Here is a 12079-nt window from a genome sequence, read left to right on the forward strand (position 1 = left end):
GTTTCGATTAGAAAGGCGCTTAGAGTACCTGACCTAGAAAACGTTGCAAGCGCGGGTGTTCAGAATTAAAGAAACGCTCTGGAGATTCTTCGAGAACTAACTCACCCTCTTCCATAAATACCACACGATCGGCCACTTCACGGGCAAAGCCCATCTCATGGGTGACCACGACCATGGTCATCCCTTCTTTGGCCAAGCCTTTCATAACATCCAGCACTTCTCCAACCATTTCAGGGTCTAGGGCACTGGTTGGCTCATCAAAAAGCAGTGCTTTAGGCTTCATAGCAAGTGATCGAGCGATGGCAACACGCTGTTGCTGACCACCGGATAAGCGTGATGGATAGTGCCCCATGCGCTCATGTAATCCGACTCGGTAAAGTAAGTCTTTGGCTTCTTGCTCTACCTCAGCTTTATCACGCTTCAGTACCTTTAGTGGCGCCAGCATGACATTACCTAGAGCTGTTTTGTGCGGAAACAAATTAAACGATTGAAACACCATGCCCACTTCTTCTCGAAGCTTGTTGATGTCAGTGCTTTTATCCGCCAAGTGCACGCCGTCAATCTCAATTCGACCAGAGCTAATGGTCTCAAGCTGATTAAGCGTACGCAGAAAAGTAGACTTACCTGAGCCACTTGGACCGATGATCACCACGACTTCACCACGGTGAATGTCGAGCGATACGTTTTTCAGCGCGTGGCAGCCATTTTCAAAGACTTTATCCACGTCTCGCGCTTGGATTAACACTTCTTGTTTGATGGACTTAGTCACTGGCCGCTAACCTCTTTTCTAGTCGTTGGATTGCCCAAGATAAGCTGCCTGTCACCAGCAAATATAATGCGGCGACCGTAAACCACACCTCAAATGGCGCAAAGCTGCCGCTGACCACTTCGCGGCCTGCCTTAGTCAAGTCGGTAATCGAAATCACCGATACCAAGGACGAGTCTTTGATCAAGTTGATGAACTGTCCCGCCAGAGACGGTAGCGTTCGCTTGATGGCTTGTGGCATCACCACATAGGTCATCGCTTTGGCATAGCTCATCCCTAACGAGCGAGCCGCTTCCATTTGACCTGGGGGCACGGATTGAATACCGCCGCGGACGATTTCAGCAACGTACGCTCCGGTAAAAATCGATAATGCCGCGACACCCGCTGTAAATCGATCGAGATCAAACACTGTGCCGATAAAGAAGTAGACGATGAATATCTGCACCAACAAAGGCGTGCCACGGATGACTTCTACGTAAGTGACAGCCAAATTACGCCATACTTGGCCATGAGCCACACGCATCAAGCCAAAAATCACCCCAAGGATGATAGAGAAAATCAGCGATAAAAATGAGATCTTAATGGTGACCCATAAACCTTCGGCAATCGGCCCAAAGCGCCAACCTTCGATACGGGCAATGGTGTCCCCTTGGAAGATCAAATCTCCATCACGGGCCACCAACTTGTCATATTCAGGAACGATCTGAGGCGAACCGCCAAAGTCAGGGGTGATACTTAGCTGACCGGAAGCACTCACCACTGCAGTACCATCGGTTTGGGCAATAATGTCCTGCGGCTCAGTATTAATGACATAAGGCCATAAGCGCTCCCAATGCCAACTGTAATTGATTTTCTGTCCTGAAAAATACACGCCAGCTATTAAAGCGGCCATGATGACAAGGTATAAGCCGTGGCCAAACCAGCGGCGTGATGATGTCTGCATGATGTCTCTTTTTATAGAAAAAGAGCCTAACAGGTTAGGCTCTTGATATGTCTCACTGATCGATTCAGCGTTTACTGAATGCTATCTACCCAAGCATCTGAGTTAAACCACTTGTCGTAAATACGATCGTAAGTTCCGTCTTTCTTGATCATCACTAGGTAGTTGTTCAAGAAGTTGATGAAATTTACATCATTCTGGCGAATCGCCCAACCCAATGGTTCGTATGTGAACGCTTCGTCTAGGTGTACAACACTGTCTTTGTTTTGTACCGCGTACATGGCGTTGTATGGCAGATCGTAAACAAATGCGTCCGCTTTGCCATTTTTCACCTGAAGAACAGAGTCTGCCGACGTTTCAAATAGGTCTAACTGTGCATTAGGGAAATATTTCTTTGCCGCCATCGCACCGGTTGTGCCGATTTGAGAAACCAAGCGGAACTTAGGATCATTCAAATCACGGAAGCTATCAATTTGTGCCGCGACTTCTGGCGTGACTAATACCGTTTGCCCCATTTCTAGGTAAGTGTCAGCGAACATCACTTTTAAATTACGCTCAGGTGTGATGGCCATGCCGCCATTGATAATGTCACACTTGCCGGTTTGTAAAGCAGGGATAATACCGTCCCAAGCAGTGTTAACAGGCACAAATTTCACGCCCATAGAACGTGCCATATGTTTTGAGATGTCGATATCAAAACCAATAAAACGACCATCTTTGGTTTTCATTTCGAAAGGAATGTAGCCAGCCTCAAAGCACACTTTTAACTCACCGGTTGAAAGGATGTTATCGATCGCTGAATCCGCCGCGTTGGCGAAACTTCCACCTAGCATTGAACCTGCTAGAGCTAAGCCAGCCAGTGCTTTCTTGAAACCTAGTTTCATGTCATTCCTCATCATCTATTTTGTTTTGAAGGCACTCTCACAGTAGTAAACCACTGCGCCTATTAGAGAGGCCTGTAAGGGGAACTAAATATACCCAAAACTAAAAAGAAGTAGTATCGACAGGATCCAGCCCTAAGACCCAAGTATTTTAATGGCTAGGCGGAATTTTATTGACAATTCGACCATTATAGCCATAAAAAACCAATTTTGACCCTCCAAAAGTAATCAATTCGATTTTATTTCCGAATTGACCTCGCTAGAATGGGCACCCATCAAATCTTGCTAGGAATACAATCGTGACGACAATCACCATACTTGATGGCGGCATGGGCCGCGAACTAGAGCGACGCGGTGCGCCTTTCAAACAACCTGAATGGTCTGCCTTGGCCATGATGGAAGCGCCCGAGATCGTAAAGGACGTACATAAAGCGTTTATCGCGGCAGGTTCTCGTGTCATCACGACCAACAGTTACGCTCTAGTACCGTTTCACATTGGTGAAGAGGTTTTTAAACAGCGCGCAGTGGAATTGGCGATTGATTCTGCCAAGGTTGCAAAGCAAGCGGTTGCGGAAAGCGGCGAAGAGGTAAAAATTGCCGGCTCTCTTGCGCCTTTGTTCGGTTCATACCGTGCTGATTTATATGAAGCGTCACGCGCTGAAGACATTGCACGTCCATTGATCACAGCGTTGGCACCACATGTTGACCTTTGGCTGAATGAGACTCAGAGCCTATTAGCAGAAACCTTGTTAATGAAGAAGTTGGTTGACGAACTTGATAGTGAGACAAAACCTTACTGGGTGTCCTTCACTCTTGAAGACTCAGAACCAACTACTGAGCCTTGTCTACGCTCTGGGGAAACGGTTGTTGAAGCAGTAAAAGCCATGGCTGAAGCGGGTGTCGATGGGATTTTGTTTAACTGTTGCCAACCTGAAATCATCGCTGATGCAATTGCTCTGACCAAACAAGTCTTGGCAGATATGAATAAAGAGCTTCAGATCGGTGCTTACGCCAACGCCTTCCCCCCGCAACCGAAGAACGCCACCGCGAACGACGGCTTAGACGAACTGCGTGCCGATCTAACACCAGAGTCTTACTTAGTTTGGGCTGAGAAATGGTGCGAGCTAGGTGCGACACTGATCGGCGGCTGCTGTGGCATTGGCCCAGATCATATTGCAGCGCTTGCTAAGCGTTTGTAATCCAGAATAGAAAGATCAATACAAAGCCACAACTAGCTGATCGTTGTGGCTTTAAGCCTTTTTCACAAATTTTGCTGTGACAAACATATCTCCAGCGCCATCCACCTTACAATCAAGTTGATGGTCTTTACCTTCTTTGATGCGTTTGATCAGCGCTTTCGTACCAATCTTTAGCACCATAGAGCTGCCTTTGACTTTGAGGTCTTTTGCTAAAGTGACTTTGTCGCCTTCAGATAACAAAGTACCGTTCGCATCTGCAACCGAGAACTCGCCATCATCTTCTACTTCATTAGGGTTCCACTCATAAGCACACTCTGGGCAAATAAGATTCAGCTGATCCTGATAGACATATTCTGATTGGCATTTCGGGCAAGGTGGTAAGGACATGTGATGCTTCTTTTACATTTAAAATAGTCGTTAATTTTAACCCCAAACGATTTCTTGGACGAGAGGCAAACTTGCTAAAATGCAAAAGCCCCCGAAAGTTACCTTTCGGGGGCTTGGTAAAGCAAATATTTAAGCGATCTAATGCTTAGTTTGCAGTGCGAACAGTGTCGAACTGAGATTGCAAATCACTGATTTTGTCTTGGTAAGCATCTAGTTTCTGAGACAACGTCGCTGGAGAGTTAAACTCTACATTTGGGTTTGATTCAACACCCATTGTCTCTAGTTGAGCAGACAATGCTTTGGCGTGTGCTTGTGCATCTAGGTAATCATCTAGAAGATTGTTTTCATCGCCAGAAGCGAATGAAGCTGTTGCAGTTAGGGCTAAAGTTGCAATGATAGCTGGAGTTTTAAAGTTCATATTATTCACCTTTTAATCTATTAAACATTTTCTGTTTTGTCTGTTAGGCGAAACGTTTAGGGAAGTGTTTCGCGTTTCGATGGAAGTAATATTAGCGCTTCCAAAATAGAAAAAAAGAGCCCAAACGTGCGTTCCAAAATGCTTCCTTCAAGCCTCTAAAACAGCCTTAATTAGCGATAAAAGCACCAATCGCGCAAACCCTAAAAAAAATGACATTAAAGCGTCAGAAGTTGCAAATAATGTTCATAAAAATCATGCCGTGCCCCGTTTAAATACATTACAACAGCCAAATATTGCAAACAGCATTCACCGATCCGTTCGCAATCCATCCTAAAACCCCACCATCAAAGTTATTTGAACTCGTACACTTACATAATTGAAATCGAAGAAATTGATAAGAAAGCATCAGTACGTTCGATACATTTTCTCAAACTGCAGAGTCATTAAGTTTTGTATATAAGTTTAACCCCCAAAGACGTGATTTTGCTTTGCAAATAAGCTGGCGGCTGACGGTCTGTAATCAGGCAATCAATGTCTTTCAGGCGTGTCCAAACACAGCGCGATGCACGGTCAAATTTCGTACTATCGACCATTAAAATTCGATAATGGCAATTATCAACCAAGGCTTCCAAAGAGCTGATGTCATCGTCCGTGAAATCAAACAACACACCATGCTTATCAATAGCGGATACAGAAAACACACCCACATCTGCGCGATATTTTTGAAAGAAGCGCACTGCATCTGCACCCACAATATCCTGATCGCGTTTACGGACTTTACCACCCGCAACGGTTAACTCTCCATTTGGTTGCTCGCTGATTATGCGCGCTGCATGAAGGTTAGTGGTCATCACATGCAAATCTTCTTTTTCATTTAAACATTTCGCAAGCTCAGCAACCGTAGAACCTGAGCCGAGAAACACCGACTGATAATCCGAAATCTGCTGTAAACACAGTTCGGCCATACGTCGTTTGCCTTCTGCATTGTGGATTTGTCGTTGGTTGAAGCTGATGTTTTCCCGATTGGGAAAAGGCACCACTTCCCCATGATTCCGCAGTAAAAGCCCTTTTTCGGATAACAAGCGAACATCGCTACGAATGGTTTGTACTGACACATCAAAGGCGTCAGCAACGGCTTGTAGCGGCTGACGACCATTCGTATTAATCCATTGAATAATATCTAGTTGACGCTGATTCATGATGAGCCCTTTTAGAGAAAACACTTCAAACGAAAGTAAATAACATTCAAACGAAAGCATTCAGTAACCTTAGTGTCAAAGTGTGGCGTTAGTGTTTCAGTAACTTCTAACCACTAAGGAACATTTGCAATGAAGATGTTAAAAACGCTCGTCGCAACCAGTATTTTGGCTTCAGTATCTTCCCTATCTTTCGCTGAGACCCTAACGCTTTACACCAGCCAGCCAAACAAAGATGCTCAAATGACAGTGGATGCGTTTGAAAAAGCGAACCCTGGAATCGATGTGGAATGGGTACGTGACGGCACCACTAAACTAATGACTAAACTTCGTGCTGAACTAAGCAGCGGTGTGGTGAACCCAGATGTGCTTTTGATTGCAGACAGCGTCACCATGGAATCCATGGCAAAAGATGGCTATTTAGCGCCCTACCTAAGCCCAAACCGCTCGAACTATGATGCGTCTCTTTACCACAACCAAGGCTACTACTACGGCACTAAACTGATCACAACAGGTATTGTTCGTCACCAACGTGCGCCAGAAAAACCAACAGACTGGTCTGACTTCGCAAAGCCTGAGTACAAAAACCAAATTGCGATGCCAAGCCCTCTTTACTCTGGTGCAGCGCTGATCCATTTGGCAACGCTTACGGATGAAGCAAGCCTTGGCTGGTCTTACTACGAAGCGCTGCATAACAACCAAGTAATGGCGCAAGGTGGCAACGGTAGCGTACTCAAAGCTGTGTCTTCTGGTACCAAACCATACGGTGTGATCGTCGATTTTCTTGCGATTCGTGAAGCACAAAAAGGCTCACCACTTGAATTCGTATTTCCGAAAACAGGTGTCAGCATGGTGACAGAGCCAGTGGCTATTATGAAAGGTTCGAAAAACCAAGCAGCGGCGCAAAAGTTCGTAGATTTTGTTTTATCAAAACAAGGTCAACAGCTAGTGCTTGACCAAGGCTACTTACCAGCACGCTCTGATATGCCTGTTCCAGAAGGCTTCCCTGCACGTGAAGACATTAAGCTGATGGCTTTCGATGCAGCAAAAACATTGGAAAACAACGAAGCCAACAAACAACGCTTTAGCGATATTTTTGAAGGCTAATACACGATGTACCTACGCAACACCGATAGCCAGCTTCGCTGGCTATCCTTTTCGATTTTTCTCCTGATTGCTTTGCTGAGCTTATTACCCAGCGTCAGACTCATCATGGAAGCCTTAAAGGGTGTGCAATTTGACGTGCAGTCTCCCTTAAGTGAAGTGATGCGCAGTAGTCAAACATGGACGGCTTTTCGTAACAGCTTTTATACCTCCGGCTTAGGCACATTAATCGCCGTAGTATTGGGTGCAGGGTTTGCCTTTATTGTCACCCTGACCAATATCCGTGCCCGTGCGATTTGGGTATTTCTGTTTATGTTGCCGATGATGATTCCACCACAAGTCACGGCACTGAGCTGGCTTCAGCTGTTCGGCCCAGCCAGTCCTATTTTGAATACCTTTGGCGTGGCACCTGCGCTGGGTAGTCCAAACCCAATGTACTCTGCAGAGGGCATTGCTCTGCTATTGGGCATTCAGAATGCACCTCTGGTATTCCTTGCTTTGCGCACTCAGCTGCTTTGCTTACCTCAAGATCTGATTGAGGCGGCTAAAGTTGCTCGTGCCTCACAAGAAGCCATTTGGATCGATATCATTTTGCCGCTCACCCGTGGCGCCTTAATCGCAGGTGCAGCACTGGCGTTTGTCTCATCATTGGGCAACTTTGGTATCCCTGCCATGCTTGGCATCCCCGTGAATTACTTGGTTCTGCCGACGCTGATTTATCAAAAGATGGCCGGCTTTGGCCAAGGTATGCTGAGCGAAGTAGCTGGTTTATCCATGCTGATCTCGTTTCTTGTTCTAGGCGGGATGATTATGCAGCAATGGCTACAACAGCGCAGCGAATACGCATTAGTGGGACACAGCTCAAGCCATATGTCATTTCGTTTAGGTAAATGGCGCCTACCGACTGAAACCGCTCTTGGCTTGATACTGCTAATGATTTTAGTGGTGCCATGCATTGCGCTTGTCGTCAGTTCATTTGTGCCAGCTTTAGGCATGCCATTGAACAGTCAAACGTTCACTGTCTCTGCTTACATTGAAATGCTTGCGAACCAAGGTGTGACGGCCAGAGCGTTTAGCAATAGTTTGTTGCTGGCTGGAGCGGCTTCCGTTGTCTTGATGTGCTTGTGTTTACCACTTAGCTACATCTTGCTAAAACTGCCGCTTAAGGTGCGTATCCTTGTGACCAGTTTGATCGAAGTGCCTTATGCCATTCCAGGCATTGTATTGGCCATTGCTTTCATTTTGCTGTTTGCACGCCCTCTGCCTATTCTCGGTGTGAGCATCTACGGTTCCATGAGCATTATCTTCCTTGCCTATTTGTCATGCTTTTTGAGTGTCTGCTTAAAACCGATTTATAGCGCTATGTCTCAGATGGACAAAGCTTTAGAAGAAGCTGCACAGTTAGCCGGCGCTAATGCAATACAGCGCTTGGTGCATATCATTCTGCCGCTTACCGCACCCGCCTTCTTTGCTGGTGCCATCCTAGTGTTTCTTATCTCAGTCAATGAACTGACAGTATCGGCTCTGCTTTGGAGTGCTGGTAATGAAACCCTAGGTGTATTGATCTTTAACTTGGACGAAAGCGGTGACACCGTTCTAGCGTCTGCAATTTCCGTATTAGTTGTTTTACTTGTGGCAGCGCTGATGGCCTGTCTTAGCTTACTCGCGCCACGCTTACCAAAAGGTGTAATCCCATGGCACGACTCAGTTTAAACGCAGTCAGCAAGTCTTTCGGCGATAAAACAGTCGTCGATAATCTTTCACTAACCATTGAACCTGGGCAGTTTGTCGCACTGCTTGGCCCAAGTGGTTGTGGCAAATCCACAATATTGCGCATGTTAGCAGGCTTTGAAACCGTCTCAGCTGGCGATATTCAGCACGGAGATCAGTGCCTTTCGAGCGCGAAATTTCACTTACCTACGGAAGAGCGCAACTTTGGTATGGTGTTTCAATCCTATGCTCTATGGCCGCACATGACCGTGATGGAAAACGTAGGCTATCCGTTGAAAATCCAGAAAGAGGATCGTCAAAACTATCAACGACGCGTACAAGACGCCTTGGATATTGTGCAGCTTAACGATTTCAAAGACCGTTTACCTAGCCAATTAAGCGGTGGTCAGCGTCAACGTGTAGCACTCGCTCGTAGCCTTGTGACAGAGCCAGATGTAATTCTGTTTGATGAACCTCTCGCGAATCTTGATCGTCATTTACGCGAAAGCATGGAAATCACTTTCCGTGAATTTCACCGCCGTACTGGCGCCACCATGGTTTATGTGACTCACGATCAAGCGGAAGCAATGGCTTTGGCGGATCAAATTGCCGTATTAAAAGATGGCCAATTGATGCAATGGAGTACGCCTGAAGACCTATACGCTCAACCAAGTAATGAATGGGTAGCAAACTTCATCGGCCAAGGCTCGATCCTGCGTTGCCAATCGGTTTTAGGTAACCAACTGCTGACTTCTGCTGATGTAATCGGGCTATTGTACGATCAAACAGGACATCATGGCCGAATGCTGGTTCGCCCTCAACATGTTGATTTGTCCGCTACCTCCAACATGTTACAAGGCACGGTTCGCGAATGTATTTTCCGTGGAGAACGTTACGATATTTTCTTGGAACTTGAAAATGGCGACACGCTGCACGCATACCACACAGAGCCTTTAACGATTGGCTCAACACGTCAGTTATCGATTCAACAAGCCTGGACCTTAGAGCCTTCCCATGACCACGACCATTAATGTTTTAAGTGGTTTTGGCACCAAGGCCGCAGCTGCGATTTCCGTTAAAACCCAATTAGAAAATGGCCAACTTGTGCACTTACTGCTCGATGCAGGCGGTTCACTAGAAGGCCTCTCAGATAAAGGCTGGCAACTCCCCGAGGATGTCGATGCCATCGTTATCAGTCACGATCATCCGGATCATATAGGTGGATTAATCGACGTCCCTGCATCGGTGCCTGTGTATGCAACGGAGCAAGTCATTCCCTATTTGCCGAAGCATTTAAAAATTCAGCGATTACCAAACCGAGGCAAGATTGATATTTACGGTGTTCAGATTCAAACAGGCTGTGCCGGCCATTCTTTTGGTGGCGTGTGGCTGCACTTGGACATCGCAGGCGGCATTTTTTACAGCGGGGATTTCTGCCTAGAATCCGAACTGTTTCCGTTTGACCGGCCGCCCAAAGCGGCAACGGCATTATTAGATGCGTCTTACGGTTTATACGAAAAAACTCAAGATCAGGCGAAGCAAAATATCTTGTCTGTGCTTTCAACAGAAAAGCCTAACTTGATGCCCGTTCCGCAAAGCGGTCGAGCACTGGAAATGGCTTGTTGGTTTGAACAACAAGGTATTAAAGATTGGGTGTTAGGCAATGACTGTCTACAACCTCATAACATCGCTCAAGTCTCGGATGAGCTGGTTTGCCCAGCGCTCAAAAAGCTAGCGTCTAATATTGCCCCCCGTAAATTTGATGACCATGCACCGATTATCTTGTGCGGCGATCCCGAAGGCTTCTCTGGCGATGCTGGACGATTATTGGAACACGCTGATCAGTACAACGTGATCTATACAGGGCACCTTCCCGCTCACGCGAGACAAGCCGTTTCCGAAGGAAAAGCGCACTTTGTCCGTTGGAATGTTCACCCAACCAGCCAAGACATCGCGCGCGTGATGGATCAATTGCAATGTCAGCGCTGTGTGCCTCTCTTTAGCCCCATCGAAGATATCGACGCATGGCGCTACCGCCTAGGCGAACATCTTCTAGCAACGTCAATAATCGAACTTTAACTATGCAACTTATCTCGAAACCGTTTGTATTTGCTCGCCATGCACAAAGCAACTTTAACGCTGCTAAACGCATTGGCGGCAGTACCGATAGCCATTTATCAGAGCTTGGTGAACAACAGGCTAAAAGCGCCGCCAAGTTGCTAAATAAGTCTTGGTCAGCCGTGTGTACTAGCGATTTAACACGCACCATTCAAACCGCCAAACTCGCCGTTCCGGGACATGATTTGAAACATTTCAAGGGCATTCGAGAGCGAGACTGGGGCAGCCTTGAAGGACGCCCTATCCCTGACGCAACCGACTATTTCGCAACGCCTGAAAACGGTGAGCCTTGGGATTATTTTTATGCTCGCAGCATCGATACCCTCAATCATATTTTGGCGCAATACGATCACCCTTTAATCATCGCTCACTCAGGCATTTATAGAGCCATTCATCATTCCCTATTCGGCACGCCAGAAGGTCCACGTATTGGCAATATTGAGCCAATCATCGTGCAGCCCAAACGTGGTCGAGGCAATCGCTGGGAACTTATTCCATACAGAGGACATTCATTATGAAACACAGTGCAGTCATCGTCGATTTAGATGGCACATTAGCCGAGTTCGATCCCGTTTTTGTCAAAGACTGGGTGCTAGGCAAAGAGAAGCAATGGGACCCTTTCTTTGATCACATGAAAGACGCCCCCGTGATTGAAAATGTCTTTAAACTGGTCAATATCCTAAAAAATAGTGGCGAAAAGATTCTAATCTGCTCAGGTCGCCCAGAAAGTCACCAGCGACATTCTGAAGCCTGGATGCAACAAAACAACATCCCATTCGATGGCGTTTATCTAAGACCATTAGATGCGGATCATGTGCCAGATGAAGAAGTAAAAAAACAGTTGCTTGAGCGTATTCATGCAGATGGGTTTGAGCCTTGGATGGTGCTTGATGACCGTGACGCAGTGGTGGAACAATGGCGTAAGCTGGGGCTGACTTGCCTACAGTGTGCGCCGGGAAATTTTTAATCCCAAAACAACAAAGCCCCGACAGAGTACCTGTCGGGGCTTTGTTGTTTTTCGGCTTTAACTTAAGCGTTAACTCAATATTAGTTAGCTTGAGTTACTGCTGTGTTGTGCGCATCAAATTCAGCTTGAAGCGAATCAATTTTGTCTTGATAAGCATCTAGCTTCTGAGACAACGTTGCTGGAGAGTTAAATTCTACGTTTGGATTTGACTCAACACCCATAGTCTCAAGCTGTGCTGACAATGCTTTAGCGTGTGCTTGTGCATCTAGGTAATCATCAAGAAGGTTATTCTCATCGCCAGCTGCGAATGAAGCAGAGGCAGTTAAAGCAAGAGCAGCGATTAATGCAGGAGTTTTGAAGTTCATAATTTCACCTTTAATTTGTCATTAGGCT

General features: G+C 46.3%; 14 protein-coding genes. 7 read left to right on the forward strand and 7 right to left on the reverse strand.

The features are described 5' to 3' along the window. Positions 1-19: 19 nt before the first annotated feature. From C8D85_RS05145 to C8D85_RS05155, 3 genes are all read right to left on the reverse strand, one after another. Positions 20-769 (reverse strand): amino acid ABC transporter ATP-binding protein, encoded by a 750-nt coding sequence (locus tag C8D85_RS05145; RefSeq protein WP_133560262.1) that lies wholly within the window; start codon positions 767-769, stop codon positions 20-22. Next, entirely contained in the window at positions 762-1709 is a 948-nt protein-coding gene (locus C8D85_RS05150) for an amino acid ABC transporter permease (protein WP_133560263.1), read from the reverse strand. Before C8D85_RS05150 ends, C8D85_RS05145 begins: the two co-directional genes overlap by 8 nt. A gap of 71 nt (positions 1710-1780) precedes the next feature. After that, positions 1781-2590, reverse strand: coding sequence for a transporter substrate-binding domain-containing protein (locus C8D85_RS05155; protein ID WP_133560264.1), 810 nt, complete (start codon positions 2588-2590; stop codon positions 1781-1783). A 296-nt stretch (positions 2591-2886) separates the two neighbouring features. On the opposite strand from C8D85_RS05155, the gene C8D85_RS05160 reads away from it, so the two are divergent. After that, positions 2887-3786, forward strand: coding sequence for a homocysteine S-methyltransferase family protein (locus C8D85_RS05160; RefSeq protein ID WP_211342123.1), 900 nt, complete (start codon positions 2887-2889; stop codon positions 3784-3786). Between the two features lie 51 nt (positions 3787-3837). On the opposite strand, the gene C8D85_RS05165 is transcribed toward C8D85_RS05160, so the two are convergent. The 3 genes from C8D85_RS05165 to C8D85_RS05175 all read right to left on the reverse strand — a co-directional run bounded on the left by C8D85_RS05165 (position 3838) and on the right by C8D85_RS05175 (position 5790). After that, a complete protein-coding gene (locus tag C8D85_RS05165; protein WP_133560265.1) occupies positions 3838-4173 on the reverse strand; it encodes a zinc ribbon domain-containing protein YjdM in 336 nt (111 codons plus the stop codon). 145 nt (positions 4174-4318) lie between these two features. Next, the gene (locus tag C8D85_RS05170) at positions 4319-4591 is read right to left on the reverse strand and encodes a hypothetical protein (protein ID WP_133560266.1); all 273 of its coding nucleotides are present in this window, start codon (positions 4589-4591) and stop codon (positions 4319-4321) included. A gap of 443 nt (positions 4592-5034) precedes the next feature. Then, a complete protein-coding gene (locus C8D85_RS05175) occupies positions 5035-5790 on the reverse strand; it encodes a DeoR/GlpR family DNA-binding transcription regulator (RefSeq protein ID WP_133560267.1) in 756 nt (251 codons plus the stop codon). A gap of 129 nt (positions 5791-5919) precedes the next feature. On the opposite strand from C8D85_RS05175, the gene C8D85_RS05180 reads away from it, so the two are divergent. From C8D85_RS05180 to C8D85_RS05205, 6 genes are read left to right on the forward strand one after another with little or no spacing between them, the layout of a single operon-like run. After that, positions 5920-6894: an ABC transporter substrate-binding protein gene (locus tag C8D85_RS05180; protein ID WP_425324503.1), complete on the forward strand. Its 975-nt coding sequence runs from the start codon at positions 5920-5922 to the stop codon at positions 6892-6894. Positions 6895-6900: 6 nt separating this feature from the next. Beyond that, positions 6901-8604, forward strand: coding sequence for an ABC transporter permease (locus tag C8D85_RS05185; protein ID WP_133560268.1), 1704 nt, complete (start codon positions 6901-6903; stop codon positions 8602-8604). Further along, positions 8586-9632 (forward strand): ABC transporter ATP-binding protein, encoded by a 1047-nt coding sequence (locus C8D85_RS05190; protein WP_133560269.1) that lies wholly within the window; start codon positions 8586-8588, stop codon positions 9630-9632. The genes C8D85_RS05185 and C8D85_RS05190 overlap by 19 nt, the downstream gene beginning before the upstream one ends. Further along, the gene (locus tag C8D85_RS05195; RefSeq protein ID WP_133560270.1) at positions 9616-10680 is read left to right on the forward strand and encodes an MBL fold metallo-hydrolase; all 1065 of its coding nucleotides are present in this window, start codon (positions 9616-9618) and stop codon (positions 10678-10680) included. The genes C8D85_RS05190 and C8D85_RS05195 overlap by 17 nt, the downstream gene beginning before the upstream one ends. Positions 10681-10682: 2 nt before the next feature. Beyond that, a complete protein-coding gene (locus tag C8D85_RS05200; protein WP_133560271.1) occupies positions 10683-11237 on the forward strand; it encodes a histidine phosphatase family protein in 555 nt (184 codons plus the stop codon). Then, positions 11234-11686 (forward strand): phosphatase domain-containing protein, encoded by a 453-nt coding sequence (locus tag C8D85_RS05205; RefSeq protein WP_133560272.1) that lies wholly within the window; start codon positions 11234-11236, stop codon positions 11684-11686. Before C8D85_RS05200 ends, C8D85_RS05205 begins: the two co-directional genes overlap by 4 nt. A gap of 80 nt (positions 11687-11766) precedes the next feature. Here the strand turns inward: C8D85_RS05205 and C8D85_RS05210 are convergent, their stop codons facing one another. Continuing rightward, positions 11767-12051: a hypothetical protein gene (locus C8D85_RS05210; RefSeq protein WP_133560273.1), complete on the reverse strand. Its 285-nt coding sequence runs from the start codon at positions 12049-12051 to the stop codon at positions 11767-11769. Positions 12052-12079 lie beyond the last annotated feature (28 nt).

The sequence above is a fragment of the Marinomonas communis genome (genome assembly GCF_004363305.1).
Lineage (GTDB): Bacteria > Pseudomonadota > Gammaproteobacteria > Pseudomonadales > Marinomonadaceae > Marinomonas > Marinomonas communis.

What these genes read in the sequence shown, in the direction of transcription:
- C8D85_RS05210 (WP_133560273.1), bottom strand. Translation starts at nt 12,051, where the DNA reads ATGAACTTCAAAACTCCTGCATTAATCGCTGCTCTTGCTTTAACTGCC.
- C8D85_RS05205 (WP_133560272.1), top strand. Translation starts at nt 11,234, where the DNA reads ATGAAACACAGTGCAGTCATCGTCGATTTAGATGGCACATTAGCCGAG.
- C8D85_RS05170 (WP_133560266.1), bottom strand. Translation starts at nt 4,591, where the DNA reads ATGAACTTTAAAACTCCAGCTATCATTGCAACTTTAGCCCTAACTGCA.
- C8D85_RS05185 (WP_133560268.1), top strand. Translation starts at nt 6,901, where the DNA reads ATGTACCTACGCAACACCGATAGCCAGCTTCGCTGGCTATCCTTTTCG.
- C8D85_RS05175 (WP_133560267.1), bottom strand. Translation starts at nt 5,790, where the DNA reads ATGAATCAGCGTCAACTAGATATTATTCAATGGATTAATACGAATGGT.
- C8D85_RS05200 (WP_133560271.1), top strand. Translation starts at nt 10,683, where the DNA reads ATGCAACTTATCTCGAAACCGTTTGTATTTGCTCGCCATGCACAAAGC.
- C8D85_RS05165 (WP_133560265.1), bottom strand. Translation starts at nt 4,173, where the DNA reads ATGTCCTTACCACCTTGCCCGAAATGCCAATCAGAATATGTCTATCAG.
- C8D85_RS05195 (WP_133560270.1), top strand. Translation starts at nt 9,616, where the DNA reads ATGACCACGACCATTAATGTTTTAAGTGGTTTTGGCACCAAGGCCGCA.
- C8D85_RS05155 (WP_133560264.1), bottom strand. Translation starts at nt 2,590, where the DNA reads ATGAAACTAGGTTTCAAGAAAGCACTGGCTGGCTTAGCTCTAGCAGGT.
- C8D85_RS05190 (WP_133560269.1), top strand. Translation starts at nt 8,586, where the DNA reads ATGGCACGACTCAGTTTAAACGCAGTCAGCAAGTCTTTCGGCGATAAA.
- C8D85_RS05180 (WP_425324503.1), top strand. Translation starts at nt 5,920, where the DNA reads ATGAAGATGTTAAAAACGCTCGTCGCAACCAGTATTTTGGCTTCAGTA.
- C8D85_RS05150 (WP_133560263.1), bottom strand. Translation starts at nt 1,709, where the DNA reads ATGCAGACATCATCACGCCGCTGGTTTGGCCACGGCTTATACCTTGTC.